Annotated in this window: 27 protein-coding genes and 4 tRNA genes; 20 read left to right on the top strand and 11 right to left on the bottom strand. The window is 61.5% G+C overall.

Features of this window, described 5'->3' with window-relative positions:
- Nucleotides 1-16: 16 nt before the first annotated feature.
- The 3 genes from IEX75_RS03760 to IEX75_RS03750 are packed head-to-tail and all read right to left on the bottom strand — an operon-like array spanning nucleotide 17 to nucleotide 1,500.
- The gene (locus tag IEX75_RS03760; RefSeq protein ID WP_188792901.1) at nucleotides 17-532 is read right to left on the bottom strand and encodes a DUF3106 domain-containing protein; all 516 of its coding nucleotides are present in this window, start codon (nucleotides 530-532) and stop codon (nucleotides 17-19) included.
- A 3-nt stretch (nucleotides 533-535) separates the two neighbouring features.
- Nucleotides 536-916: a hypothetical protein gene (locus tag IEX75_RS03755; RefSeq protein ID WP_188792900.1), complete on the bottom strand. Its 381-nt coding sequence runs from the start codon at nucleotides 914-916 to the stop codon at nucleotides 536-538.
- The gene (locus IEX75_RS03750; RefSeq protein ID WP_229720618.1) at nucleotides 913-1,500 is read right to left on the bottom strand and encodes an RNA polymerase sigma factor; all 588 of its coding nucleotides are present in this window, start codon (nucleotides 1,498-1,500) and stop codon (nucleotides 913-915) included. Before IEX75_RS03750 ends, IEX75_RS03755 begins: the two co-directional genes overlap by 4 nt.
- Before the next feature lie 195 nt (nucleotides 1,501-1,695).
- Between IEX75_RS03750 and IEX75_RS03745 the strand changes: the two genes are divergently transcribed.
- Both IEX75_RS03745 and IEX75_RS03740 read left to right on the top strand, forming a co-directional pair.
- On the top strand, nucleotides 1,696-2,004 hold the full coding sequence (locus IEX75_RS03745) for an NAD(P) transhydrogenase subunit alpha part 2 (RefSeq protein ID WP_188792898.1): 309 nt from the start codon (nucleotides 1,696-1,698) through the stop codon (nucleotides 2,002-2,004).
- Nucleotides 2,004-3,473 carry an NAD(P)(+) transhydrogenase (Re/Si-specific) subunit beta gene (locus IEX75_RS03740; RefSeq protein WP_188792897.1) on the top strand — a complete coding sequence of 490 codons (1,470 nt, stop codon included), beginning with the start codon at nucleotides 2,004-2,006 and terminating at the stop codon, nucleotides 3,471-3,473. Before IEX75_RS03745 ends, IEX75_RS03740 begins: the two co-directional genes overlap by 1 nt.
- On the opposite strand, the gene IEX75_RS03735 is transcribed toward IEX75_RS03740, so the two are convergent.
- The gene (locus tag IEX75_RS03735) at nucleotides 3,470-3,913 is read right to left on the bottom strand and encodes a hypothetical protein (protein ID WP_188792896.1); all 444 of its coding nucleotides are present in this window, start codon (nucleotides 3,911-3,913) and stop codon (nucleotides 3,470-3,472) included. The two genes, IEX75_RS03740 and IEX75_RS03735, sit on opposite strands and share 4 nt — an antisense overlap.
- 219 nt (nucleotides 3,914-4,132) lie before the next feature.
- Between IEX75_RS03735 and sufT the strand changes: the two genes are divergently transcribed.
- A complete protein-coding gene (sufT, locus tag IEX75_RS03730; protein ID WP_188792895.1) occupies nucleotides 4,133-4,690 on the top strand; it encodes a putative Fe-S cluster assembly protein SufT in 558 nt (185 codons plus the stop codon).
- 75 nt (nucleotides 4,691-4,765) lie between these two features.
- Here sufT and IEX75_RS03725 read toward each other — a convergent pair whose 3' ends face one another.
- The 4 genes from IEX75_RS03725 to wrbA all read right to left on the bottom strand — a co-directional run bounded on the left by IEX75_RS03725 (nucleotide 4,766) and on the right by wrbA (nucleotide 8,005).
- On the bottom strand, nucleotides 4,766-5,257 hold the full coding sequence (locus IEX75_RS03725; RefSeq protein WP_188792894.1) for an asparaginase domain-containing protein: 492 nt from the start codon (nucleotides 5,255-5,257) through the stop codon (nucleotides 4,766-4,768).
- A gap of 56 nt (nucleotides 5,258-5,313) precedes the next feature.
- Nucleotides 5,314-6,957 (bottom strand): acyl-CoA dehydrogenase family protein, encoded by a 1,644-nt coding sequence (locus IEX75_RS03720; RefSeq protein WP_188792893.1) that lies wholly within the window; start codon nucleotides 6,955-6,957, stop codon nucleotides 5,314-5,316.
- A gap of 116 nt (nucleotides 6,958-7,073) precedes the next feature.
- A complete protein-coding gene (locus IEX75_RS03715; RefSeq protein ID WP_188792892.1) occupies nucleotides 7,074-7,409 on the bottom strand; it encodes a DUF2069 domain-containing protein in 336 nt (111 codons plus the stop codon).
- Nucleotides 7,406-8,005, bottom strand: coding sequence for an NAD(P)H:quinone oxidoreductase (gene wrbA / locus IEX75_RS03710; protein WP_188792891.1), 600 nt, complete (start codon nucleotides 8,003-8,005; stop codon nucleotides 7,406-7,408). The genes IEX75_RS03715 and wrbA overlap by 4 nt, the downstream gene beginning before the upstream one ends.
- A 70-nt stretch (nucleotides 8,006-8,075) precedes the next feature.
- On the opposite strand from wrbA, the gene IEX75_RS03705 reads away from it, so the two are divergent.
- The 3 genes from IEX75_RS03705 to IEX75_RS03695 are packed head-to-tail and all read left to right on the top strand — an operon-like array spanning nucleotide 8,076 to nucleotide 10,100.
- On the top strand, nucleotides 8,076-9,365 hold the full coding sequence (locus tag IEX75_RS03705) for a YihY family inner membrane protein (protein WP_188792890.1): 1,290 nt from the start codon (nucleotides 8,076-8,078) through the stop codon (nucleotides 9,363-9,365).
- Nucleotides 9,362-9,829 (top strand): TlpA family protein disulfide reductase, encoded by a 468-nt coding sequence (locus IEX75_RS03700; RefSeq protein ID WP_188792889.1) that lies wholly within the window; start codon nucleotides 9,362-9,364, stop codon nucleotides 9,827-9,829. The genes IEX75_RS03705 and IEX75_RS03700 overlap by 4 nt, the downstream gene beginning before the upstream one ends.
- 4 nt (nucleotides 9,830-9,833) lie before the next feature.
- Nucleotides 9,834-10,100 (top strand): acylphosphatase, encoded by a 267-nt coding sequence (locus tag IEX75_RS03695; RefSeq protein ID WP_188792888.1) that lies wholly within the window; start codon nucleotides 9,834-9,836, stop codon nucleotides 10,098-10,100.
- A 20-nt stretch (nucleotides 10,101-10,120) separates the two neighbouring features.
- Here IEX75_RS03695 and IEX75_RS03690 read toward each other — a convergent pair whose 3' ends face one another.
- The 3 genes from IEX75_RS03690 to hemA all read right to left on the bottom strand — a co-directional run bounded on the left by IEX75_RS03690 (nucleotide 10,121) and on the right by hemA (nucleotide 14,846).
- Nucleotides 10,121-12,226, bottom strand: a complete 2,106-nt coding sequence (locus tag IEX75_RS03690; protein ID WP_188792887.1) for an O-linked N-acetylglucosamine transferase, SPINDLY family protein — start codon at nucleotides 12,224-12,226, stop codon at nucleotides 10,121-10,123.
- Between the two features lie 195 nt (nucleotides 12,227-12,421).
- The gene (prfA, locus tag IEX75_RS03685) at nucleotides 12,422-13,501 is read right to left on the bottom strand and encodes a peptide chain release factor 1 (RefSeq protein WP_188792886.1); all 1,080 of its coding nucleotides are present in this window, start codon (nucleotides 13,499-13,501) and stop codon (nucleotides 12,422-12,424) included.
- 64 nt (nucleotides 13,502-13,565) lie between these two features.
- The gene (hemA, locus tag IEX75_RS03680) at nucleotides 13,566-14,846 is read right to left on the bottom strand and encodes a glutamyl-tRNA reductase (RefSeq protein ID WP_188792885.1); all 1,281 of its coding nucleotides are present in this window, start codon (nucleotides 14,844-14,846) and stop codon (nucleotides 13,566-13,568) included.
- Nucleotides 14,847-14,979: 133 nt separating this feature from the next.
- Here hemA and IEX75_RS03675 point away from each other — a divergent pair, with 133 nt between their 5' ends.
- The 14 genes from IEX75_RS03675 to IEX75_RS03610 form a co-directional block, all read left to right on the top strand.
- On the top strand, nucleotides 14,980-16,719 hold the full coding sequence (locus tag IEX75_RS03675; protein WP_188792884.1) for a tetratricopeptide repeat protein: 1,740 nt from the start codon (nucleotides 14,980-14,982) through the stop codon (nucleotides 16,717-16,719).
- On the top strand, nucleotides 16,716-17,324 hold the full coding sequence (lolB, locus tag IEX75_RS03670; RefSeq protein ID WP_188792883.1) for a lipoprotein insertase outer membrane protein LolB: 609 nt from the start codon (nucleotides 16,716-16,718) through the stop codon (nucleotides 17,322-17,324). The genes IEX75_RS03675 and lolB overlap by 4 nt, the downstream gene beginning before the upstream one ends.
- 35 nt (nucleotides 17,325-17,359) lie before the next feature.
- Entirely contained in the window at nucleotides 17,360-17,881 is a 522-nt protein-coding gene (locus IEX75_RS03665; protein WP_188792882.1) for a GNAT family N-acetyltransferase, read from the top strand.
- 124 nt (nucleotides 17,882-18,005) lie between these two features.
- A tRNA-Gln gene (locus tag IEX75_RS03660) sits at nucleotides 18,006-18,082 on the top strand.
- A 189-nt stretch (nucleotides 18,083-18,271) separates the two neighbouring features.
- Nucleotides 18,272-19,228: a ribose-phosphate diphosphokinase gene (locus IEX75_RS03655; RefSeq protein ID WP_423373140.1), complete on the top strand. Its 957-nt coding sequence runs from the start codon at nucleotides 18,272-18,274 to the stop codon at nucleotides 19,226-19,228.
- A 170-nt stretch (nucleotides 19,229-19,398) separates the two neighbouring features.
- Entirely contained in the window at nucleotides 19,399-20,058 is a 660-nt protein-coding gene (locus IEX75_RS03650; RefSeq protein ID WP_188792881.1) for a 50S ribosomal protein L25/general stress protein Ctc, read from the top strand.
- An 83-nt stretch (nucleotides 20,059-20,141) separates the two neighbouring features.
- A complete protein-coding gene (gene pth / locus IEX75_RS03645) occupies nucleotides 20,142-20,726 on the top strand; it encodes an aminoacyl-tRNA hydrolase (protein WP_188792880.1) in 585 nt (194 codons plus the stop codon).
- A gap of 57 nt (nucleotides 20,727-20,783) precedes the next feature.
- Complete coding sequence (gene ychF / locus IEX75_RS03640) at nucleotides 20,784-21,875, top strand: redox-regulated ATPase YchF (protein WP_188792879.1); 1,092 nt, start codon at nucleotides 20,784-20,786, stop codon at nucleotides 21,873-21,875.
- 70 nt (nucleotides 21,876-21,945) lie between these two features.
- The gene (locus tag IEX75_RS03635; RefSeq protein ID WP_229720617.1) at nucleotides 21,946-22,443 is read left to right on the top strand and encodes a GNAT family N-acetyltransferase; all 498 of its coding nucleotides are present in this window, start codon (nucleotides 21,946-21,948) and stop codon (nucleotides 22,441-22,443) included.
- A gap of 36 nt (nucleotides 22,444-22,479) precedes the next feature.
- Nucleotides 22,480-22,968: an acyl-CoA thioesterase gene (locus tag IEX75_RS03630; RefSeq protein WP_188792877.1), complete on the top strand. Its 489-nt coding sequence runs from the start codon at nucleotides 22,480-22,482 to the stop codon at nucleotides 22,966-22,968.
- Between the two features lie 104 nt (nucleotides 22,969-23,072).
- A tRNA-Tyr gene (locus IEX75_RS03625) sits at nucleotides 23,073-23,158 on the top strand.
- Between the two features lie 94 nt (nucleotides 23,159-23,252).
- Nucleotides 23,253-23,326: transfer RNA gene (locus IEX75_RS03620), tRNA-Gly, on the top strand.
- Between the two features lie 26 nt (nucleotides 23,327-23,352).
- Nucleotides 23,353-23,428 (top strand) — tRNA-Thr (locus IEX75_RS03615).
- 79 nt (nucleotides 23,429-23,507) lie between these two features.
- Nucleotides 23,508-24,179 (top strand): GTP-binding protein (locus IEX75_RS03610; protein ID WP_188792876.1); only part of this gene is annotated, 672 nt, incomplete at its 3' end.

Genomic DNA, 24,179 nt, shown 5'->3' with positions numbered 1-24,179 from the left:
AACGAACCGACTGCCATCAATGCCGACCGCGGGGCATGCCGAAAGCGCGCCCCGCGGGTAGGGTTGAACCAGGTCCCATGTGATCCAGCCATTGTCGCTTCTGCTCGGGTGACTGTTGTAGCCAACGTCGGCGCAGCTCTTCGCGCTGGTCGGGCGGAAGCTGCTGGTAGCGTTTGAACGCATCGTGCAACTGCTGCTGTTTTTCAGCCGGCAGGGTGTCGTACAGGTGCTGGTTCTGGCGCGCCTGCTCGCGCTGAGCGGGCGTCATCTGCTGCCAACGCTGGATACGATCGCGGATTTCCTGCTGGCGCTCCGGCGGCAGCTTCATCCAGTCCTGCGTGCGTTGGATCATGTGTTCCTGCCGTTGCGGCGGCAGCGTATTCCACTGCGATTGCAGCGGGCCAAGCAGATATTGCTGCTGCGGGCTCAAGCTGCCCCACGGACGAGCGCCTTGCGCATACGACGGTGCCGCGATCATCAGACCGAGCAGAAAGACCAGCAGCGTTGGCAGGCGTACTCTTCGTGGCAGCATGGATCAGCGTTTGGTCTGGTCGCTGTTGTTCGCAGCGAGCCAGCTGTAGAAATCGAGGTTTTGGTAAAGGCCGGGATCGGCTTTATCGGCTTCCGGCGGAAGATATTCATTTTCCTGCTCGGTCGCTGCCGCTTGCTTGTTTTCGGGCTGTGGCTGCGGCGACGGCTGCCAGACTATCAGCGCGGCAAGCGCCATGGCGGCCAGTGCACCCACCGGCAGCAGCACGCGTGCGCGATGACCCGGCGAGGCTTGCACGGTAGCGGCTTCGAGGGCCGTGCGGCGTGCAGCGCGCAGACGTCCGGCCGTGACCGGATCGATGCTTTGGATCGCCTCCTGGTAGCGCGCGCGAGCCCGCTGTTCGAATTGTTTGTCGGACGAGTTCATCGCCACTCCTCCAGTTGCTCGCGCAGGTGTTGCATGGCCCGCGAGAGGTGTGTTTTTACGCTGCCTTCCGAGCAGCCCATCGCCATGGCGGTATCCGCCACGTCCAATCCTTCGAGTACCCGCAGGATGAAGGCTTCGCGCTGACGCTGGGGAAGTTTCTTCACCGCGGCGGCCAAGTCCGCATAGGACTGTTCGCCATGTAGTTTTTCCAGTGGATCGGGGCCGGTATCGGCCGGTTCCCAAGCCGGTAGTTCGTCGCCGTCGTCGTCGTGGCCACCACCCAGCCAGCCGACCACGATAGAGCGCACCTTGCGGCGACGCTGCAAATCCACGATGCGCCGGCGCAGGATGCCCCAGAACAGTGGCGTCCATTCCTCTGCGGGCTTGTTACGGTAATGCTTGACCAGACGGAGCATGGCGTCCTGCACGGCATCCAGCGCGTCCTCGCGGTTGCCAAGGTGCAGCTCGGCCATGCGGAAGGCCCGGCGCTCCATGCTCGCCAGAAACGCATCCAGGGTCGCAGGCACGGCCTGGCCGTTCTGCGCAAGAAGTTCCGCCTCGAAAACAGCCGAGACGCTGTTCATGGCGCCGTTCTCTGAATCGTCCGGGCGAGCATCCTGAGGCTCCATCTGTTCGACTCTCGCCATCAACGCGCAGAAGCCGGCCGGGTTGACTTTACGGCCACGTTACCGACCCCGCCATGCGGCGGAATGCCATGGATTGCAGCGTCCCGCTCACCGTATGATGCGGCGAATATGACCGATTGGCGGGGGAAGCACATGCTGGACGGGTTCCTGGCGCTTTATATCTTCATGCTGGCCGCGTTCACCGGCTACGAAATCATCGCGCGGGTGCCGGTGATTCTGCACACGCCGTTGATGTCCGGTTCCAACTTCATCCACGGCATTGTGCTGGTTGGAGCCATGATAGCGCTAGGTCATGCGCATACATCGTTTGAACTTGCGATCGGCTTCATTGGCGTACTTCTGGGCGCCGGCAACGCGGCAGGTGGCTATGTGGTCACCGAGCGCATGCTGGAGATGTTCAAGACCAGCAAGCCCGCTCCGGACAGCAAGGAGGCCAAGTGATGGCTTGGCCACAGACCCTGATCGACGCCTGCTATTTCATCGCTGCTCTTCTTTTCATCCTTGGCCTGAAGCGCATGAGTTCCCCACGCACGGCGCGCGGCGGCATCGTGTGGGCTGGTTTCGGCATGTTGCTGGCGGTGGTGGCGACCTTGCTGCTTCCAGACATGCAGAACCGTGGGCTGATCGTCGCCGCCGTGCTGATCGGCGTATCAGCGGCCTGGTGGTCGGGTCGGCGGGTGGCGATGACTGCCATGCCGCAAATGGTGGCGCTCTATAACGGCATGGGTGGTGGTGCGGCCGCGGCGATCGGCGCTTCGGAACTGGTCAGCCATGCGCAGGATCTTGCTGTTCGCGTCGTGGCGCCGAACACCTTTCCACTGATGCCGGAAAGCTGGTCACCGCTGCATGGCGCAACCGCTGTCGCACCGCTGAGTCCGGTGGCGCTGGCCTTGGGCGTGCTGGGTGCGCTGATCGGTTCGGTGAGTTTTTCCGGTTCGCTGATTGCATTCGCCAAACTGCAGGGCTGGCTGGACAGGCGCTTTGTCTTCCCCGGCCAGCAGATCGTGAACCTGCTGGTGCTGGCGGGCGCAGTGGTGATCGGCGTGATGCTGGCCACGGGGCATCTCACCATTGCGCTGGTTTGTGCGTTCTTCGTGCTCGCCTTGCTGTTCGGCTTGTTGATGACGCTGCCGATCGGCGGTGCGGATATGCCGGTCGTGATTTCGCTCTACAACGCCTTTACGGGTCTGGCGGTGGCGTTCGAAGGTTACGTGCTGCAAAACGAAGCCATGATCATTGCCGGCATGGTGGTCGGCGCCGCCGGCACCCTGCTGACGCAGCTGATGGCGAAGGCGATGAACCGCTCGATCGGCAACGTGCTGTTCGGCAGTTTCGGTGCGGTAGTGGGCGGTGAGGCGCAGGCGATCAGCGGCAGCCAGAAACCGATCGAAGCCGCCGACGCCGCCGTGATGATGGCTTATGCCGAACGCGTGGTGATTGTGCCGGGCTATGGCATGGCGGTCGCGCAGGCGCAGCACAAAGTGTGGGAGTTTGCGCAACTGCTTATTTCGCGCGGCGTGAAGGTGAAGTTCGCCATTCACCCGGTAGCCGGCCGCATGCCGGGACATATGAATGTGTTGCTCGCCGAGGCGGGCGTGCCGTACGACCTGATCGTAGACATGGAAGACATCAACCCGGAATTTCCCGTCACCGATGTCGCACTGGTGATCGGTGCCAACGATGTGGTCAATCCGGTGGCAAAGACGGATCCCGCATCGCCGATCTACGGCATGCCGATTCTCGACGTTGCCGATGCGAAGCAGGTGATCGTGGTCAAGCGCGGCAAAGGCACCGGCTTTGCGGGTATCGAGAACGCGCTGTTCTATGCCGACAACGCGCGAATGCTGTATGGCGATGGCCAGGCAGCAGCTGGCCAGCTAGTGGCAGAACTGAAGACGCTGGATGGCTAACGTGCCTTGCGTGGGGCGGCGGCGGGCGAACGCATGGCCGTCACCGCCGCAACTACCACGCCCACCAAGCTCCAAGCGATATCGAGCTTGCTCACCGTAAGTCGCGTGAAATCCAGCAGCATCGACAGGCCGGCGATGCGCGCGGCATCGACCAAGCCGTAATCTGTCATGGCGGAAATATTGGCGGCAGTGATCAGCACGCGGATGTATACGCTTGCTACCACCGTGGCGAGCACAGCCAACAGCGCGGCATTCCACTTCTTGTTGTGTACCCACTGCCTGATCGCGATGCCGAGCAGCCAGCCGGCCGGCACGGCGAACCAAGGCAGCGGCCGGTGCAAGTACGCGGTAGGTACCAGCCAGACGGCGCCAGCGGCCAGGCCGAGCATGACCGCGCAACACAAGGCGAAACATTCGCCGACGATCTGGCGCACGATCATGGGCGGTTACTACGGATGACGGGGAGCACGGTCACGCGAGGTCCTGCGTTAAAGCAAAGCGGGCATCTTAGCTTGATTGGGCCGAAATCAGGCCCATCTTCCCTTGAGATTCGGCCGATTCAGCCTGATGTGAAGGACAGTCCCTATCCGCGGCCGGCATAATAGAGAGCCGGAATGCCCCGGGCCGGCTATGCCTCCACGATTATTCCAAGAAATGACATGAGCGGTTTCAGTCTTAGCAGCGAGCCTTTCACCCTGGAACGGGATTGCAGCGCAGTCATGGTGCCCCAGGGCGAGAACGTGGTGTTGCCGGCCGGCCAGGTGGGCTACATCACACAGGCGCTCGGCGGCAGTTTTACCGTGTACGTGGAAGGCAACCTGTTCCGTATTGCCGGCAACGACGCCGATGCACTGGGCAAGGAACCGCCGCCGCCGCTGCAACTCCCCGACGACGCGACGGATGCCGACGTGGAAGCGCTGGTGTGGCAGCAACTGCGCACCGTGTTTGATCCGGAGATCCCGATCAACGTGGTGGAACTGGGTTTGGTCTACGACGTAAGCCTGGAAACCACCGCTCCCGAGGAGCGCAAGGTGTACGTGAAGATGACGCTCACCGCACCGGGCTGCGGCATGGGCGACGTGCTGATCGACGATGCGCGCACCAAGCTCGAATTGGTTCCGACGATCAAGGAGGCGGATGTCGACCTGGTATTCGATCCGCCGTGGAATCACTCGATGATGTCGGAAGTGGCGAAGCTCGAAACAGGGATGCTTTAAGTAGGTTGGGGTGTAAACCCCAACACCTTGATGCGCGGGTAGATGGCAATGTTGGGGTTTGCACCCCAACCTACGTCAGTTGTGCACTTCCTCGAAGCGATTCGCATCGCGATTCTTGCGCACCTTGGCGGGGTCCCACACACGACCGTTCATGGCGATATAAACGCCATCTGGCAGTGTCTGCACGGCAGCTACTGCACAGCCGATATTGAACACCGCATCCGAACCCTGAAAGCGCGCCGGATTCAATGCACCGGTGAGCACGATCACCTTGCCCTTGAGAGTGGCGAGTTCCCTTGCGGTTTCCACCATCGTATCGGTTCCGTGCGTGACCAGTACGTGGCGGTTCGGCTGCGCTTCGATAGTGGAACGGATCAAGGCGCGGTCTTCCTGCGTGATGTGCAGGCTGTCCTTGCGCAGAATCGGAATCACGTCGAACTGAAACGCTACGCCAAGCTGGCTCAGGATCTCGCCGATTTGCGGTGCGCCGATCTTGTAGTCCGACTTGTCGTCGAAGTAGATCTTGTCGATGGTGCCGCCGGTGGTGACGATGGTCAGATGCTGCATGATCGTAGGCGCGTGAAGAGGGTGGCTGCGCATTCTAGCTGGTCTGGCGTAGGCGATCATTCCAGCAGCAGGCCGGTATCTTCGCCGTCGATGTCGGAAAGCCGTAGCAGACCGTGGCCCAGGAAACGGCGCAGAGCCGCCGCTGGGCGCTTGTCGCCGTGTGCGGATGACCAGGCATCCTGGCGTGCCAACAGCGCTGCTGCCGTGCAGCGTGCCAAGGTGATAGCGACGCCGCGTGCGCCGGCCTCCAGCGTCGGTCGGTCGACCTTCTTGCCGTCCAGATGCATGGCGGCGGCATCCAGCGCAGCTTGCACGGTGAATGACGCTTGCGTGTTGTGCGCAGGCCGCAACCATTGGCCGATCAATTTGCGCAAGGCGGCGAAACTATCATTGCTGCCCAGCGCACGCAGGCTGTCCAGCGACAGCACATTGGTGGTGCCTTCCCAGATGGCATACACCTGCGCGTCGCGTAGCAACTGCGGCAGGCCGGTATCTTCGATGTAGCCGGCGCCGCCGAAACATTCCAGCGCTTCCGAACAAAGATTCACGGCCATCTTGCCGGTCCACAATTTCACCAGTGGCGTGAGCAGGCGCAGCGAATCGGCTTCCTGTGGCGTGGCAACACCTTGCTCCACGCGCCCCAGTAGATGTGCTACTTCAAATACGAGCGCGAAGGCAGCTTCGAATTCGGCCTGCATGTCGGCGAGTGTTTGCGCGTGCAAAGGTTGCTGGAGCAATGGACGTCCAAACGCCTGGCGCCGCCGTGCGTAATCGCGCGCAAGGCTGATGGCGCGCGCCATGCTGGCGACAGCGCCGATCGCGTTCCAGGTGCGCGTGATGTTGAGCATTGGGGCGACCTGACGAACACCGTGGGCGAGGTCACCTAACGGCCAGGCGGGCAAACCTTCCAGATGGATTTCTGCCGTTGGCAGTTCGTGCGTGCCGAGCTTGTCCTTCAGGCGATCGATGACCAGTTCCGGCTTGCGGTCATGACCGTTCATGGTTTCCACGTAGAACAACGCCAGCGTCGCGGCACCGCCGCCGGCACCTTCGGGCCGAGCCAACGCCAACGCTGCTTCGCCCACTACGGCCGAACTAAACCATTTGCGCCCATACAGGCGCCAATGGCCTTCGGCATCCTGCTTGGCGACGGTTTCGGTGTTGCTTACATCGGAGCCACCAGTGTTCTCGGTCATCCATTGTCCGGACAGCCAGAACTGGCTGGCATCTCGGCTGAGAAAATGCGGCAAAGCGCGATCGATCAAGGCCTGATTGCCGGAGGCTTTCAAGGCGGTGGCGGCGCCGTCGGTCATCGCCAGCGGGCAGGTGTAGAACTCGCTGGCGACGTGATAGAGGTAGGCGCGGGCAAACTCTTCCAATCGCGCGAATTCGTGCGATTCGTGCCCGGCGGCGAGAATCGCGTGACGTGTCGTGAGTTCGGGGCCTTCAAGCCACGCCGTAGTTAGTTCGACGCGATCCACCCGGCGGCCCCAGGCATCCCATTGCGTCAGTATGGGTTTGCGGCGCGTACTGCGATGGCTGCGCTCGAAGGCCATCAGGGCGTAGTCGCCCAGGGCATCGAGATCGGCATCCAGCGCGGTACGCCGCTCTTTGGGCAGCACGCGATCGAGCAGGGCGGTCAACAAGCGATCACTGCGATATGGATGCGCAAGCTGCGGAGCGTCTTGCAGGAATCCCATGGTGGCTACCTCAGCAAGTCTGCGCCTAACCTACCAAATCCAGGCCCCGCTCGTAGGTTGGGGTGCAAACCCCAACGTTGCCATGCTCATCGCCATGTCGGGGTTTGCACCCCAATCTACGCTTTTTGCCGGCGCTTTACGCCTGCGCCAAGTGCACCAATCAGCAGCAACGCAAGTAGCACTTCGAGCAAGGCCGGCACGCGCTCCTGCGCCGAACTCCAGCTTTCGGCAATGCCATGACAGAAATACGGAAGGCTGAGCATGCCCACCCAGAGCAAGGCGCGCCGTGCGTTGCCGATGGCCAGGAACGGCAGTAGCAAGGGAATGACCGTGATACCCAAGGCCAGCCACACTGGCATGTGTTGTGGCGGAAACAGCCATCCATACCAGACGCATTGGAGCAGAATCAGTGCCATCCAGGCTGCCATGCCGATGCGAAGGTTGGTGCTCATGCGTTGGCGGCCAGCTTACGGGCGGTGTCCGCCAGCCGCCGGCCGAGTGCACGAGCAAGTTCTCGCTCATGCTCGCTGATGCTGTTGTCGCCTTTGGGGCCGGCCACATGGCTGGCACCGTACGGTGTGCCGCCGCTCAGCGTATGAGTAAGCGCCGGTTCGGTATAGGGAATACCCAGCAGCAGCATGCCGTGATGGAGCAAGGGCAACGCCATGCTCAGCAGGGTGGATTCCTGGCCGCCGTGCATGGTGCTGGTGGCGGTGAACACGGCGGCCGGCTTGCCGACCAGCGCGCCGCTGGCCCATTCGGCGCCGGTGCTGTCCAGGAAGTGCTTCAAGGGGGCGGCCATGTTGCCGAAGCGGGTCGGGCTACCCAAGGCCAGGCCCACGCATTCGTGCAGATCCTGACGGGTGACGTAGGGCGCGCCTTCCTCCGGCTCCGGCGGTTGCGCGATTTCGGTGATCGGTGCCACCGGCGGTACCTGGCGCAGGCGAGCGCGCATGCCTGGAATCTCCTCCACACCCCGCGCCATCAGGCGTGCTAGCTGGGCGGTATGGCCGTTGCGGCTGTAGTACAGGATCAGGATGTCGCTCATCGTTTGGGACATGGGAACGGGATGGGGTAGTGTACGGGCGAGATATAAGGATGTTGAGCAGATTTCGCGTATGAACCTGCATTTTGACCGCCATCGCACGTCGACATTTGGCCACTTTCTGTGGCAACGCTTTCTCGATGACAAATGCTTCGAGACGGCCGGCGCGCTTTCCTACACCACGCTGGTTTCGCTGGTGCCGCTTACCGTGGCGGTGCTGGCCATGTTCGCGGCGTTTCCGATGTTCGAGGAAGCGCGCGATACGCTGATCAATTTTGTCTTCAGCAATTTCGTGCCAGCGGCGGGCGAGACCGTACAGAAGGCACTGCTGGATTTCGCCGCCAACGCCAGCAAGCTGACCGGCATCAGTATTCTGGTGATGCTGTTCAGTGCGGTATCGATGATGATCAGCATCGAAGACCGTTTGAATCGTATCTGGAAGGTACGCCAGCATCGCCCATGGGGGCCGCGTCTGCTGCTGTATTGGGCAGCGCTCACCCTCGGGCCGATCCTGGTGGTTGGTGGCATTGCACTAACGTCCTACGTCGCGGCAGTGCCGATGCTGCGTAGTGCCGGCGAGCAGCTTGGCATCGGGCAGGAATTGCTGAAAGCGCTGCCGTTCGTGGTGACGTTTTTCACCCTGTGGCTGCTTTACACCACGGTTCCCAATCGACGCGTCAACAAGAAGCACACCGCGATGGGCGCCATGCTGGGTGCAATCTTGTTCGAGATCGCGCGCTGGATCTTCACGCACTACGTGCGCAGCGCGCACAACTATCAGCAGATCTATGGTGCGTTGGCGATTATCCCACTGCTGCTGCTGTGGATTTACTTCTCGTGGGTGATCGTGATCCTGTGCGCGTCGGTATCGGCAGCCGTATCCGCATTCGAATACCAGAAGCCATGCGACGCATTGCCGGAAGGCTCGGAATTCCTGGGGCTGCTGGTGGTGTTGCGCCATTTTGTGGACGCGCAACGTGCCGGACGATGCGTGGACCTGCTCACCATTCGCGAAGCCGAACCCTGTCTGCGCAGCGAGGCGATCGCCACCTATTTTGATGACCTGCTGCGTGGAGGCCTCATCCAACGCAGCGAATCAGGGGGCTTGTCGCTGGTGCGCAGCCTGGACAGTACCGATCTGCTGCACGTCTATCGGCACAGCGGTTATCGCCTGCCTTTGAATCCGGTCGAGCAGGCGGCTGCTTCGGGCATCAAGCTGCCGCCGGAATTGCTGGCGCTGCTTACCCGGCTGGCACATTCGCTGGATGCCACACTGGGGGCGCATCTGGACAAAGTTTATCCTGTCACCCCTTCGCTGGCCGCTTCGCGCCAGATCTCACAAACACAGGAATCGGAAACATGAAGTGGTTCGCATCGTCTCTGCTGCTGGCGGTATGTCTGCTGGCTGCGCCCGTTTATGCCGCCATGCCGACCCAGCCTTCACTCAAGGTGACGACACTGGATGGCAAGCCATACGACCTGGCTACCGAGCGAGGGCATTGGGTGATCGTGAATTTCTGGGCGACGTGGTGCGTGCCATGCATCAAGGAATTGCCGGATATTTCGCAGTTCGTGAAGACGCACCCCAATGTACGCGCCATCGGCATTGCGTATGACGATACCGATCCTGCCGACATTCGCGCCTTCCTGGTTAAGCATCCGGTGAGCTTTCCGGTGGCGCAGGTCACCATGGACAAGCCGTTGACGGATTTCGATGAACCGCTTGGCTTGCCAACCACTTACTTGATCGGGCCTGACGGCAAGGTGGCCAAGCATTTCATGGGGCCGGTGACGTCGGCTTCGTTGAGTGCAGCCATCGGAAAATAAGCTTATGAGCACTGCGCGTTTCGTGGTCAGCGGCAAGGTGCAAGGTGTGTTTTTTCGTGCCAGCGCCCGTAACGAGGCACAACGCCGCGGCTTGCAGGGGCATGCGCGCAATCTGAGCGATGGCCGGGTGGAAGTGGTTGCCAGTGGCAGCGACGAAGCACTGCTCGAACTCGAGCAATGGCTGCAGCATGGACCGCCGGCCGCGAGGGTGGCGGAGGTGAGCCGCCACAAGCACGAAGGTGAAGTGTCGAAAGGATTTCTCGTTTTCTAGCGGCTTGCCTGTTGTTCGACCTATTGCAAGTCGATATCTGCAGGTGGCCGTCCGATGCGATAGCGCGCGCTGATTGCCAACACAGCGCGCCGAAAATCCGCTGCGAAACCTTGCACGTCGAACAATGGATGTTTGCTGCGCTGTTGCATGATGTGCTGGCGCAGTGTCGCCAGCGCTTCCGGATCATTGCCTAGCGCGGTGGCCATGCCAATGAATGATGTGTTGTCGCCCAGGATCAACTCGGGCAGTCCGAGGTGGTGGAGCAGACTCGTGACCGTGCGCGATGCCATGGTTTCGCCGGTGCGGGTGAGCACCGGACAGCCTGCCCAAAGTGCATCCGAAGCAGGTGCGCGCGAATTGATGGGCAGCGTATCCAGGTATAGATCCACGTGCGCGTAGCGCGCCAGGTATTCCGCATACGGCATGCGCGGCATGAAGATCAGCCGCTCGGGCGCGATATCGAGCGCGAGCGCCGCTTGCCGTAGGTGGTCGTCCGTGTTCGCAGGTCCCGTAAGCAGCCACAGCACGCTACCCGGAACCTGTTGCAGGATAAGCATGCAGCGTGCGAATACGCCCGGGTTGATCGCTTGCGTCTCGTTGAAGCAAGCGAACACGACGCCTTGCTCCGGCAAGCCACAGGCCGCTCGCGAGGGAACTTCCGCCTGGGCGCGATTCGGGTCGTTCGGCTGGTGGCAGCGCGGCAGGCGCACCACCTTTTCGAAGACGTGTTGGCGCAATTCGCGCGGCAGTGTGATCGCATCGGAAAGCAGATAATCCATCCACTGCGCGCCGGAACTGCCGATGTAGCCTAGCCAGCCGACTTGGATGGGCGCTGGGCACAAGGCCATCAGTTCCGCATTGCCGCGGCTGCGATAGCCATTGAGATCAAACAGGATTTCGATCGCTGCACCATGAATGCGTTGCGCGACCTGGACGCGATTCAGTGCGGAGACGTCGTGCAATGTCGCTGTCGCGGAAAGGCGCCGCCGTACCGCGCTGCCGTCGTCGGGCGTGGTGGCGAACAGGTGGATGTCCAGATCGCTATCGGACAAGGCCTCGATCATGGCGACAATGTGTTGGCCAAAGGCGGATTCGTTCAAGCCTTCTACCAGCATGCCGACACGGACCGGGGTGTCCGGCATGGGTAGTGCGTGGCGCAGATTCAGTTGCTGGCGGAACCCGGCTGCCTGGTTTTCGATGAGCGATGCATAGTTTTTTGCGCAGCGCAGTTGCAGCTCGGCATCGACATCTTCGCTAAGAAAAGCGAACGGATGGACGCCTGGGCTGTCTTCTGAGACGGCGCGGATGACACGCTCGCTGAGTGCGTCGATGTCTTGCCAGCGGCACAGACGGCGTCGCACAAACAACAATTGCGCCATCACCGGTACCGAATCGGGTGCGCGCGCCAGGGCTTCGGTAAAAGCATCGTGTGCAGCGGTCAGGTCGCCGGCTTCGTCCAGCATCAATGCTGCCTGGAACATGTGCTGCACGTTGTTCGGCGCCAGCTTGCCGGCCTGTAACAGTGAAGCGGCGCCTTCTTGCGGCCGGCGCTGCAGATGCAGCAGATGTCCGAGCATGGCGTGGGCGAACTCGGTATTGGGCGCTTGCTGCAACACCTGGCGGACCAGGGGCTCGGCTTCTGCATAACGCCCCAGCTCCATTTCCGCTCCGGCAAGGTTGAGGCGCAGGGCCGGGTGCTGCGGCATGCTTTGCAAGGCCTGCGCAAACGCATCGCGCCCCTGTACGCGCTGGCCGGTGGACATGTACGCCGTGCCCAGCGCTTGCAGCAATGCCGGATGTCCCGGCGCTTTGACCAGTGCTTTCTGCAGGCGCTCGATGGCGGCGCTGAGACGGCCGTCGGCCATGGCAAGGCTGGCGAGATTGCACTGCAGCTCGACGTCGTTCGGGGCGAGTTCCGCGGCGCGATTCAGCGCCGTTTGCGCGTCGCGGCGGCGATCCAGACGTAACAGCGCTACGCCATGCAAACGAATCAGCTCGGCCGATACCGGGAATTGCCGCCGCGCTGCGGCGGCAAATTGGGCCGCTTCCTCGTTGGCATCACGCTGCAGCAATTCGCTGAGCTTTTGCAGGGTGGAGGTGATGTCGGTGAGTGGGGCGTCGGTCATTGGCTGGCGGCAGTGCATCAAGATGAAGAAGCCTGCCATCAGCGCTGGCGCGACGAGCTGGTAAGACTGGCCCCTGTAACTAGCTTTAGAGTACTGCGAACTTCACTCGTAGGTTGGGGTGCAAACCCCAACCTCGGGGTCTTAAATGGGCATCGCAATGTTGGGGTTTGCACCCCAACCTACGGGCCTTAGCCGTCAATGGCCGCCGAGCGATTTCAACTCATCCGCCTGATGTTCCCTGGTTAGCGAGCCGAACAGCTCGTCCAGGTGGCCTTGCATCACATCTGGCAGGTTATGCAGGTCCAGGCCGATGCGATGGTCGGTGATCAGGTTGTCCTTGTAGCGATAAGTACGGATACGTTGGCTGCGATCGCCGGTGCCTACCTGCAGGCGCCGCGACTGCGCTTGCTCGGCAGTCTGCTTGGACTGTGCCTCGTCCAGCAGGCGTGCCTTGAGCAGGCTCATCGCGCGGGCGCGGTTTTTGTGCTGGCTGCGTTCGTCCTGGCATTCCACCACGATGCCGCTGGGCAGATGCGTGATGCGGATCGCCGAATCGGTCTTGTTGACGTGCTGGCCGCCGGCGCCGGAGGCGCGGAAGGTGTCGACCTTTAGGTCCGCAGGCGAAATATCGATGTCTTCGATCTCGTCCATCTCCGGCAGCACGGCCACGGTGGCGGTGGAGGTGTGTACGCGACCTTGTGATTCGGTCACCGGCACACGCTTCACACAATGCACGCCCGATTCGAATTTGAGCCGGGAATAGGCGCCCTTGCCTTCGATGCGGGCGATGATTTCTTTATAGCCGCCGTATTCCCCGGGGTTTTCGCTGAGCACCTCCACCTGCCAGCGCTGGCGTTCGGCGTAGCGGGTGTACATGCGGAACAGGTCGCCGGCGAAGATGGCGGCTTCATCGCCGCCGGAGCCGGCGCGTACTTCGAGGAACAGGTTGGCTTCGTCGCGTGGATCCTTGGGGATCAGCAGCAGTTGCAGTTCGCCGTCGAGTTGGGCTAGGCGGGTTTCCAGGCGCGCGATGTCCTCGGCGGCCATGTCGCGCAGTTCGGGGTCATCCAGCATGGCGCGCGCGTCGTCGAGTTCGTGTTCGGTGTTGGCCAGTTCGCGCATGGCATCGGCGACCGGCTGAAGCTGGGCGTATTCACGCGACAGTTCGCGGAAACGCGCGTTGTCGGCCAGCACATCGGGCTGGCTAAGCAGCAGGGCGAGTTCTTCGTGGCGTTCGACGGTGGCTTCGAGTTTGCTGCGAATGGAAGGTGTCATGGGCGGCGAAAGAGTAGGGGGGGACAAGCGAGAACACACGTAACGCGGCAGCCAGCCGCACTCGCTATTCGTCGCTCGTCCCGACTTTTTCGTCTTCACCCAGGCCGTATAGACGGCCCGCAGCATGCAGCAGATCGTAGTCGCCGCTGAGGGTGGCCTCGCGCAACCGCGCGCTGGGATGGTGCAGCAATTTGTTGGTCAGGGTGTTGGCCAGGAACGCCAGCGCTTCATCCGGCGACTTGCCGCGCGCGAGCATGGCACGCGCCTTTTCCAACACCTGGTCGCGATAGATTTCGGCGTGCGCACGCAGGTCGACGGCGGGATTGCGCACGGTCAACGCACGGCGCCAGGACATGTAGCGTTCGACTTGCAGATCGATGATCGCATCGGCCTCGCGTGCGGCGTTTTCGCGCGAACGGCGGTTGTCGTCGATGACCTGACGCAGGTCGTCGATGCCGTAGAGATAGACGTCCGGCAACTCGCCGACCGCAGGTTCGATATCGCGCGGTACGGCGATGTCGACCATGAACATCGGCTTGCGGCGGCGCGCGGCGATGGCTTTTTCCACCACGGTGCGCGTCAGCACGGGCTGCCGTGCAGCCGTAGAAGCGATCACGATGTCTGCTTCGGCAAGATGCTGCGGCAGATCATGCAGCGAGATGGCGTAGCCGCCGTACCTGCCCGCAAGCTCTTGCGCGTTTTCCAATGTGCGATTGGCGACGATCAGTCGGCGCACTTGCTTTTCGGCCAGGTGACGTGAGGCCAGCTCGATGGTGTCCCCCGCGCCGATCAGCAGCACGCAGGCTTGGCGCAGGTCTGTAAAAACGCGTTCGGCCAGCCGCACCGCGGTGAATGCTACCGACACGGTATGCGCCCCGATGCGAGTATCAGTGCGCACGCGTTTGGCGACCGAGAAGGTGTGCTGCAGCAGGCGATCCATCGGCGTCTTCAGCGCGTGAGCGTCGCGGGCCTGCTGGTAGGCGTCCTTGACCTGGCCGAGAATCTGCGGTTCGCCGAGCACCATCGAATCCAGGCCGGTGGCGACCCGAAACATATGTCTCACGGCCGCCTCGTCATCATGGCGATACAGGAACTCGTCAAGCTTGCCGGGAGTCAGACGGTGGTGACGGCTTAGCCACTCCTGCGGGACGTTTTCCGCGCCGGCCGTTACGCTGACGTAAAGTTCGGTGCGGTTGCAGGTGGAGAGGATCAGCGCTTCGTCAATGCCGGGTTCGCGCGCAAGTTCGCACAAGGCGGCGCTGGTCGCGTCCTCGTCGAACGCCACCTGTTCGCGCAGGCTGACCGGCGCGGTGAGATGGTTGAGCCCGAGGGCGATCAGCTTCATGACGTGATGCGAGTGAGGGCGACGGGCGTGGGCCGGCGTAGACTAGGTGTGCTCAGATTCATTTTACGCCTGCGCATGAATGATCTGAGCATCCCTAAGTGCGCCAAAATGGCGAATTGGTTGGAGGAATAGTGTGCTGAGCGGGACGGTCGAGTTCAAGCAAGTGCGGCGGTTTGTAGCTGGTGGGTTGGTCGTACTTGGGCTGGCCGGATGTGCGGCGGTACCACAGCGGTCGAACACCCCATCGGCGGCGTCGGCGCAGCCGCTGGCGCGGATGGTGGTGGCGACGCCGGACACGGATCACGACTTGCTGGCCCAGTTGCTGGCCGGTGAATTGGCGTTGTCGAGCGCCGATCTCAAGGCCGCATCGCAGGCTTATGACAAGGCGATGATGATCTCCAACGACCCCGAGGTGGCCAGCAAAGCCGTTGCCTTGGCCGTCGCCATCCATGATCCGGACGCGGCACAGCGTGGTATCGACCGTTGGCAAAAGCTTGGTGCAACACCCGCACAGCTGGCACAGGCGCGGGCTCAGCTGGCGGTGGAGCAGGGTAAGACGGAGGAAGCCCGGCAGCAGCTGTCGTTGCTGATCACCAGTGGCGACAAGGACGCTTGGCGCATGTTCGGCCGCGTGCTGATCGGTAGCCGTGACCCGGCCCTCGCTGGGAACCTGCTTGAGTCCCTGGCTACACCCGACCATCTCCCAGCCGATCCCAAGGCGTGGCTGGCGATGAGCGAACTGGGCGAACAATTGAACCGGCATGTCTACGCGCAGCAGATCGCGGATGGCGCCTTGAAGCGTTTCGGCACGGCTGAGACGTACGCCTGGGCCGCGCAGCTGAAGCTCAACAATGGCGACCGCTCCGGCGGCCTCAACCTGTTGCGCCAGGCACAGGTGAAGGACCCGAACAATATCGGCCTGCGGCTCACCTACGCATCCTTGCTGGGGCAGAGCGGCCAGTACGCGCAGGCGACCCAACTGCTCGAAAAAGGTCCGCAAAACGCACAGACCTACGCGTTGCGTGCTGCCCTGGCGGCCAATGCAAAGGACGACAAGACGCTGCAGCGGGTCTACGCGCAGCTGTCGCAGGCGCCGGATGACGTGCGCAACACCAGCGCCTATCTGCTCGGCCAGCTCGCCGAGGTGCTTGGCCGCAAGGAAGACGCGCTGAAGTGGTACGACCAGGTGCCGGACGACGATGACCATGCTTTTGACTCCGATCTGCGCAGCGCGATCCTGCTGCAGGACCTGGGCCGGAGTGCGGAAGCGCATCAGCAACTGGCCGAAATGCAGACGGATTACCTCGACCAGCCTGCGCAATTGCGTCGTGCCTATGAGGTGGATGCCGACCTTTACCTGCGCGAGAAGCGCTACACCGAAGCCATCGATTCGTTCACTCACGCGCTGCAGGTGGCGCCGGACGATCCGGATCTGCTGTACGGACGCGGGTTGGCGTACGCGGAAATTGGCAAGATCGATCCTGCCGTCTCGGACTTCCGTCGCCTGCTGGAGCTCAAGCCTGGCGACATCGACGCCAGCAATGCGTTGGGTTTCACGCTTGCCGATGCGGATCGTGATCTGCCGGAAGCGGAACAGCTGATCGCCGCGGCGCGTGCGGCGAAGCCGAATGATCCTTCCATCGCCGATTCATGGGGCTGGCTGCAGTACCGGCTGGGTCATCTTGATCAGGCTGTCGCTGTGCTGCGCAGCGCGTGGCAGACGGGCAAGGATGCTGATGTCGGTGTCCATCTCGGCGAAGTACTGTGGAAACAGGGGCATCGCAATCAGGCGCAGCAAGTATTCGATGAAGTGCGCAACATGGATCCGCAGAATGCCACCCTGCAGCAAACCTTGAAGCGGCTCGGGACATGAAATCTTTCCTTCGCGTGTTTGCAGCGCTCGTGCCGCTGCTGCTGGCTGCGTGCGCAACGACGCCGTTGGTGCGCAACAAGGGCGATGCGGCCGCGATGGCGCAGCAGGAAGCTCGCGAGCAGCAGCTGGCGAATGCCGACCATTGGGTTCTGCAAGGTAAGTTGGGTATATACAGCGCGCAGGACGGTGGCAGCGGCACATTCACCTGGACACAGGATGGCGATCGCTATGAGTTCGTCTTCCGCCTGCCTATTTCCGGTAAGAGCTATCGGCTGACCGGTGGTCCAGACGGGGCGGAACTGGATGGCGCGGAGGGCGGCCCTCAACGCGGGCCGGATGCAGAGAGCTTGATGCGCCGAGCACTGCGTTGGGAAGTTCCACTTGATGAACTACGCGCCTGGGTGCTCGGCTTGCGGGCGCAGGGTGCGCAGGCTGATCTGAGTTTTGGCGACAACCGCCTCCCCTCGGTGCTGTTACAGGATGGGTGGACAGTGAGCTATCCCGCTTGGGATACAACACGCCAGCCGCCGCTGCCGGCGAAAGTGTTTGCAGACAAGCCGCCATACAAGGTGAAGCTGGCGATCGAGTCGTGGAGCTTGCAGTGAATGCTTCGCATCAACCAGGCCTAGGAACTGCGCCGATGTCATTTCGTATTCAACGCGCCACGGCTGCTCATGTCGATGTCATCTGCGACATCGAGCGCGAGGCGGTGCAGTTGTTCCGTGATCACCCGGCTTGGCGGTTCTATGCGCGTCTTTCCATTCCGAAAGACTTGCTGGCCGAAGAAATCCGGCGCGGCTTCGTTTGGGTGGCCGTGGACGAAGCGAGTGGCGATGTGGTGGGCTTCGTGTGGCTCGACGTGGAGTTGCATGGCGATGTCGTCAGCGTGGCCGAGATCGACGTGTTGCCGGCATTTCATCGGCGCGGCATCGGCTCGGCGCTGCTCGAACACGCTTGCGCGTGGGCAGAGGAGAAAGGCTATCGGCGCATCGATCTCGGTACGCTGCCCGACGTGCCGTGGAACGCGCCGTTCTACGCCAGACATGGCTTTATGGTCGTTGACAAGAGTGACCCCGCCTTCGCCTATGCACGCGAGCGTGACCGCGAAAACGGATTCCCGGACGAACTTCGCGTGTTCATGTCACGCACACTTTGGGCTTGAGGGGTTCTCACCGCACACACGCGGTCAGCAATTTGAATTGACACGCATGGCGCTCCCCGCCACAATTTTCTTTCTTTGCTTCCCGGTCACTACGCTGAGCCGGGGGTAAAAAGCCAACGAATACTGGGGCGTCGCCAAGCTGGTTAAGGCACGGGATTTTGATTCCCGCATGCGTAGGTTCGAATCCTACCGCCCCAGCCATTTCTCATAGGGGGTCGTTCGACCCCCTGTTTGCGCAGTCTTAAGGATGGATTGCATCACCTCGGGCACTTGTGTGCTCGACGTTTTTCAAGCTCCATTCGGACATGTACCGGAGGGGTAGTTGAAGGGAGCGGGGACTGCGCCTTTCAACCGTAGCTCACTCAATGGCCTGGTTCTGAGGAAACAATCGTGGATACGTCCAGCCCGATGCTGTTTACCGGCAATGCGCACCGTGCCCTGGCCGAGGATATCGCTCATCGCCTGGGAATCCCGCTGGGGAAGGCCTTGGCCGGCAAGTTCAGCGATGGCGAAGTCCAGATCGAGATCGAAGAGAACGTTCGCCGCCAGGAAGTGTTCGTGCTGCAGCCGACCGGCGCGCCGAGCGCGGAGAATCTGTTCGAGCTCCTGACCCTGGTCGATGCGCTCAAGCGCGCCTCGGCGGCCAGTGTCACGGCAGTCATTCCTTACTTCGGCTATGCCCGCCAGGATCGCCGCCCGCGCTCGGCGCGCGTGCCGATTACTGCCAAGCTAGTGGCCCGCCTGATCGGTACGGCCGGTGTGGATCGTGTGCTTACCGTCGACCTGCACGCCGACCAGATCCAGGGCTTCTTCGACGTGCCAGTGGACAATGTCTACGCCTCGCCAATCCTGCTGGCGGACATCTGGCGCAGCTACAGCATGGACGACCTGATCGTGGTCAGTCCGGACGTAGGCGGCGTGGTGCGCGCGCGCGCCATCGCCAAGCGCCTTGATGACGCTGACCTGGCCATCATCGACAAGCGCCGTCCCAAGGCCAACGTGGCCACGGTGATGAACATCATCGGCGACGTGGAAGGCAAGACTTGCGTGATGGTGGACGACATTGTCGACACCGCCGGTACCTTGTGTGCTGCTGCCGCGGCGCTGAAGGAGCGGGGGGCTCGCAAGGTGGTCGCTTACTGCGTGCACCCGGTGCTGTCCGGTGCGGCGATCCGCAACATCGAAGGGTCGCAGTTGGACCAACTTGTGGTCACCAACACCCTGCCATTGCGCGAGGACGCAAGGAATTGCGCCAAGATTCGCCAGCTTTCGGTGGCGGAACTGCTGGCGGAGACGATCCGGCGTATCGCCTTCGGTGAGTCGGTCAGTTCGCTCTACATCGACTAAAAGCACGGCCGCCTTTCTTGCTCTCCCGAGGGGGAGAGGGAGCTGTTCGCGGATTTCGTGTATCATTTCGCTCTTTTCTGCCCGCCTTCGTGGGCATTCCGGCTCTCCTGGTCGCGGGAGAGTCAGTTCAGCTGCCGTGAGGCGGCTTTCCAACCCAAGGCAATACCAACATGGCTAAGACTCATGAAATCGCGGCGCAAGCACGCAAAGACGAGGGGAAAGGTGCGAGCCGCCGCCTGCGTCGTGCGTCCTTCGTGCCCGCAGTGGTTTACGGTGCGGGCCAGGCCGCAGAGAGCATCCAGATCGAGCACAACACCATCCTGCTCGCCGCCCGCCACGAGTGGTTCTTCTCCTCCGTGCTTGACCTGAACGTCGACGGCAAGGTGCAGAAGGTGCTGGTGCGCGACTGGCAGAAGCATCCGTTCAAGCACCAGATGCTGCACATGGACTTCCAGCGCATCAACGAGAACGAAGCGATCCGCGTGAATGTGCCGGTCCACTTCCTGAATCAGGAAAAGTCCCCGGCCGGCAAGGCCTCGGGCGTGGTGATCTCGCACAACCTCAACGAAGTGGAAGTTTCCTGCTTGCCGAAGGATCTGCCGGAGTTCATCGAACTCGACCTGGCTGATCTGAAGCCCGGCGACATCATCCATTTGTCGCAGCTCAAGCTATCGGCGAACGTGGAAATCCCGGCACTGCACCTGGGTGTCGATCACGACGTGGCAGTAGTGTCCGCTGTGACGGTGCAGGAAGAAGTGGAAGAAGCACCGGCCGCCGAAGGTGCCGAGGGCCAGCCGGCTGCCGAGGCTCCCAAGGAAACCAAGAAGTAATTCGCTTCTCCTCGAACTTGCCTCTCCCCCTTCCGGGAGAGGGGGAGGGGTGAGGGGCCAACCTCGCGGCGAACTTCCGACCCATGGCAGGCCTACGACTCATCGTCGGACTGGGTAATCCCGGTACCGAATACCTCAGAACCCGGCACAATGCCGGGTTCTGGTTTGTTGACGCCCTGGCAGCGGGGCAGAACGAGCGCTTCGGCTTCGACGGCAAATTGCATGGGGAAATCTGCAAGCTGCGCATCGGCGGTGAATCGGTGTGGCTGCTGAAGCCCGCCACCTTCATGAACAAGAGCGGCATCGCCGTCGTTTCAGCGCTGCGTTACTACAAGATTGAGCCGGAGGAGTGCCTGGTCGCGCATGACGATCTGGATCTGCCCGCCGGTGCTGTGCGCCTTAAGTTCGATGGCGGTCACGGTGGTCAGAATGGTTTGCGCGACATCATGGCTCATCTTGGTCATGGCAAATTTCATCGACTGCGCCTTGGCATCGGTCATCCCGGCCACAAGGATCAAGTCACGTCCTGGGTGCTGGGTCCCCCCTCCGCCAATGATGAAGACGCGATGCTGGACGGCATGGCTCGCGCGCTGAACGTACTGCCGCTGGCGGTTGATGGGCAGTTCGACAAGGCGATGCAGCAGTTGCATACACCAGCAATGCGTTGAACGGCCGATGGCCGTTTACTATTTCCCTTTTCAGTTTCATATCCGGATCAACAAACCATGGGCATCAAATGCGGCATCGTCGGCCTGCCTAACGTCGGCAAATCCACCTTGTTCAATGCGCTGACCAAGGCGGGTATTGCTGCGGCGAACTTCCCGTTCTGCACGATCGAGCCGAACGTGGGCGTGGTCCCGGTGCCTGATCCGCGTCTGCAGGCGTTGTCGGACATCGTCAATCCGCAGAAGGTGATTCCCACCGCCGTCGAGTTCGTCGACATCGCCGGTCTGGTGGCCGGTGCTTCGAAAGGTGAGGGCCTGGGCAACAAATTCCTGGCGCATATTCGCGAAGTGGATGCCATTGCACATGTCGTGCGCTGCTTCGAACACGGCGACATCATTCATGTGGCCGGCAAGGTCGATCCGATCGCGGATATCGAAACCATCGATACCGAGCTGGCACTGGCTGACCTCGATTCCGTTGAAAAGGCACTGAATCGTGCCGAGCGCGCCGCCAAGGCCAATGACAAGGAAGCGCTGGCCAAGAAGCCGGTGCTGCAAAAGCTCGCTGCAGGCCTCAATGAGGGCAAGACGGCGCGTAGCCTGGGCCTCGATGAAGATGAAAAGGCGCTGGTGCGTGATCTGTTTCTGCTCACGTTGAAGCCTTTGATGTACATCGCCAACGTGCGCGAGGACGGTTTCGAAAATAATCCGCATCTTGACGCCGTGCGTGCCCGTGCCATCGCTGAAGGTGCTGAAGTGGTGCCGGTGTGTGCGGCCATCGAGGAGGAGCTCTCGCAGCTCGATGATGCCGACCGTGACGAATTTCTCAAGGATCTTGGCCTGGAAGAACCCGGTCTCAACCGTGTGATTCGGGCCGGTTACAAGCTGCTCAATCTGCAGACCTACTTCACTGCCGGTGTGAAGGAAGTGCGTGCATGGACCATCAAGCGCGGCTTCACTGCGCCACAAGCTGCGGGCGTGATTCACACGGATTTCGAGCGTGGCTTCATTCGCGCAGAAACGGTTTCCTACGATGACTTCATTCAGTACAAGGGCGAGTCGGGTGCTGCGTCAGCCGGCAAGCTGCGCAAGGAAGGCAAGGAATATGTCGTGAAGGATGGTGACGTGATGCACTTCCTGTTCAACGTCTGAGGTTTGAAGCCCCGCGTAAGCGGGGCTTTTTTCATGCGAGCATGTACCCCGGTGCATGGAGTAGATGCCGATGTCTCAAGATGTATTGCGGATACGACTCGCACAAACGGATGATGCGCGCGCCATCGGCGTACTCAGTCGTCGCGTCGTACAGCGATGGGTATTGCCCGATCAGTCGCGCAAAATTGGCCGCGAATTGCTCGCGCGTCTTTCGGCCAAGATACTGCGTCAGAAGATCATGGATGGCCAGCGCTTCCACTTGGCCTATTTGGGCGACGTGCTGGTCGGTGTCGCGGCCACGCGCGATGACAGCCATCTCGTGCATTTTTACGTCAGTACGCGCTATCAAGGGCAGGGCATCGCGCGCCGACTTTGGCAGCGTACATTGCATGATGCGATTCGGCGTGCCGGCACTCGACGATTCACGCTCAATGCCACGCGTTGTGCCGTGCCTGTATACGTTCGTCTCGGTTTTCATGCGGACGGCCCAGAACGGCCTTCGCCGAATGGCGTAATCACTACACCCATGAGCCTGCGGTTGCCGATGCAGCGTAGCAAGCGGGCATAATGCAGCCCCCGCGTCGGCGTATCGGTTGGAGATCCCATGTCAGGCCAGCAACACGAAGTCACATTCCGTTTCCTTGCCCAGCCTTCCGATGTGAATTTCGGCGGCAAGGTGCACGGCGGCATGGTGATGAAGTGGATCGACCAGGCCGGCTACGCCTGTGCCGTGGGTTGGAGTGGCGCATATTGCGTCACGGCGGCGGTGAGCGGCATCCAGTTCGTCAAGCCAATCCTGATCGGCGATCTGGTCAGCGTTCGGGCTAAATTGATCTACACAGGTACCTCCAGCATGCAGATGGCGGTGGATGTGCTGGCGCGCGATCTGCGTAGCGGCGAGGAGCGGCTGGCAACCAGCTGTGTGATGGTGTTCGTCGCGCTGGACAAGCCTGAGGGCAAGCCCACACCCGTGCCGCCGTGGACACCGCGCGATGAAAACGAGCGCCGGTTGCAGGAGCAGGCAAGGCATCTACTGGAGATATCCAAGAGCATGGCGCAATTGGTCGATACGCGCGGTGCGGGAAACGACTGAAGCAACGCGCTGCTTCGTCCGGAAAAGTCACGAAAAATCGGCCGTTTCGCTCGTCAAGGTGTTGACACACCAAGCCCCGATCCACACAATAGCCGTTCTTTGTTGGAGGGATACCCAAGCGGCCAACGGGGGCAGACTGTAAATCTGCTGGCTCACGCCTTCGGTGGTTCGAATCCACCTCCCTCCACCAGTCGATTGCCACGGGTGACTGTGGTCAGACTGGAAGGCAGATCGCAAAAGCGGTTGAATGCGCCGATGCGGTCGAGAGACGAGTTCCGCACCGAGCGGGAGTAGTTCAATGGTAGAACCTCAGCCTTCCAAGCTGATGGTGCGGGTTCGATTCCCGTCTCCCGCTCCATTGATCTCGTCACTCAAGTTTTTTGTGCTCATGTAGCTCAGTCGGTAGAGCACTTCCTTGGTAAGGAAGAGGTCGCTGGTTCGATTCCAGTCATGAGCACCACGCATTGGCTACAAGCGGTATCGCCTGATAGCTCGTTTAGGTTTCCTTATCACTCAGACTCCATTGGGATGTAGCGCTCATGGCAAAGGGTAAATTCGAACGCACCAAGCCGCACGTAAACGTGGGGACGATTGGCCACGTGGACCACGGCAAGACGACGCTGACGGCGGCGCTGACGAAGGTGGGAGCGGATCGTTTTGGCGGTGAGTTCAAGGGCTACGACCAGATCGATGCGGCGCCGGAAGAGAAGGCGCGCGGTATCACGATCTCGACGGCGCACGTGGAATACGAATCGCCGAACCGCCACTACGCCCATGTGGACTGCCCGGGCCACGCCGACTACGTGAAGAACATGATCACGGGTGCGGCGCAGATGGACGGTGCGATCCTGGTGTGCTCGGCCGCGGATGGCCCGATGCCGCAGACGCGCGAACACATCCTGCTGAGCCGTCAGGTGGGCGTGCCGTACATCGTCGTGTTCCTGAACAAGGCCGACATGGTGGACGACGCTGAACTGCTCGAGTTGGTGGAGATGGAAGTACGCGAACTGCTCAGCAAGTACGAATTCCCGGGCGACGACACCCCGATCATCAAGGGATCGGCCAAGCTGGCGCTGGAAGGCGACCAGTCGGACATCGGCGTGCCGGCGATCATTGCGCTGGTGGATGCGCTGGACAGCTACATCCCTGAGCCGGTGCGCGTGCTGGACAAGGCGTTCCTGATGCCGGTGGAAGACGTGTTCTCGATCTCC

Origin of the sequence: Dyella nitratireducens, from assembly GCF_014642835.1 — a bacterium.
GTDB lineage: Bacteria > Pseudomonadota > Gammaproteobacteria > Xanthomonadales > Rhodanobacteraceae > Dyella_B > Dyella_B nitratireducens.
This window is presented reverse-complemented; position numbering and strand designations above follow the sequence as displayed.

Coding starts and splice junctions, on each gene's coding strand:
- IEX75_RS03760 (WP_188792901.1), bottom strand. CDS start 532: ATGCTGCCACGAAGAGTACGCCTGCCAACGCTGCTGGTCTTTCTGCTC.
- IEX75_RS03755 (WP_188792900.1), bottom strand. CDS start 916: ATGAACTCGTCCGACAAACAATTCGAACAGCGGGCTCGCGCGCGCTAC.
- IEX75_RS03750 (WP_229720618.1), bottom strand. CDS start 1,500: ATGAACAGCGTCTCGGCTGTTTTCGAGGCGGAACTTCTTGCGCAGAAC.
- IEX75_RS03745 (WP_188792898.1), top strand. CDS start 1,696: ATGCTGGACGGGTTCCTGGCGCTTTATATCTTCATGCTGGCCGCGTTC.
- IEX75_RS03740 (WP_188792897.1), top strand. CDS start 2,004: ATGGCTTGGCCACAGACCCTGATCGACGCCTGCTATTTCATCGCTGCT.
- IEX75_RS03735 (WP_188792896.1), bottom strand. CDS start 3,913: ATGATCGTGCGCCAGATCGTCGGCGAATGTTTCGCCTTGTGTTGCGCG.
- sufT (WP_188792895.1), top strand. CDS start 4,133: ATGAGCGGTTTCAGTCTTAGCAGCGAGCCTTTCACCCTGGAACGGGAT.
- IEX75_RS03725 (WP_188792894.1), bottom strand. CDS start 5,257: ATGCAGCATCTGACCATCGTCACCACCGGCGGCACCATCGACAAGATC.
- IEX75_RS03720 (WP_188792893.1), bottom strand. CDS start 6,957: ATGGGATTCCTGCAAGACGCTCCGCAGCTTGCGCATCCATATCGCAGT.
- IEX75_RS03715 (WP_188792892.1), bottom strand. CDS start 7,409: ATGAGCACCAACCTTCGCATCGGCATGGCAGCCTGGATGGCACTGATT.
- wrbA (WP_188792891.1), bottom strand. CDS start 8,005: ATGAGCGACATCCTGATCCTGTACTACAGCCGCAACGGCCATACCGCC.
- IEX75_RS03705 (WP_188792890.1), top strand. CDS start 8,076: ATGAACCTGCATTTTGACCGCCATCGCACGTCGACATTTGGCCACTTT.
- IEX75_RS03700 (WP_188792889.1), top strand. CDS start 9,362: ATGAAGTGGTTCGCATCGTCTCTGCTGCTGGCGGTATGTCTGCTGGCT.
- IEX75_RS03695 (WP_188792888.1), top strand. CDS start 9,834: ATGAGCACTGCGCGTTTCGTGGTCAGCGGCAAGGTGCAAGGTGTGTTT.
- IEX75_RS03690 (WP_188792887.1), bottom strand. CDS start 12,226: ATGACCGACGCCCCACTCACCGACATCACCTCCACCCTGCAAAAGCTC.
- prfA (WP_188792886.1), bottom strand. CDS start 13,501: ATGACACCTTCCATTCGCAGCAAACTCGAAGCCACCGTCGAACGCCAC.
- hemA (WP_188792885.1), bottom strand. CDS start 14,846: ATGAAGCTGATCGCCCTCGGGCTCAACCATCTCACCGCGCCGGTCAGC.
- lolB (WP_188792883.1), top strand. CDS start 16,716: ATGAAATCTTTCCTTCGCGTGTTTGCAGCGCTCGTGCCGCTGCTGCTG.
- IEX75_RS03665 (WP_188792882.1), top strand. CDS start 17,360: ATGTCATTTCGTATTCAACGCGCCACGGCTGCTCATGTCGATGTCATC.
- IEX75_RS03650 (WP_188792881.1), top strand. CDS start 19,399: ATGGCTAAGACTCATGAAATCGCGGCGCAAGCACGCAAAGACGAGGGG.
- pth (WP_188792880.1), top strand. CDS start 20,142: ATGGCAGGCCTACGACTCATCGTCGGACTGGGTAATCCCGGTACCGAA.
- ychF (WP_188792879.1), top strand. CDS start 20,784: ATGGGCATCAAATGCGGCATCGTCGGCCTGCCTAACGTCGGCAAATCC.
- IEX75_RS03635 (WP_229720617.1), top strand. CDS start 21,946: ATGTCTCAAGATGTATTGCGGATACGACTCGCACAAACGGATGATGCG.
- IEX75_RS03630 (WP_188792877.1), top strand. CDS start 22,480: ATGTCAGGCCAGCAACACGAAGTCACATTCCGTTTCCTTGCCCAGCCT.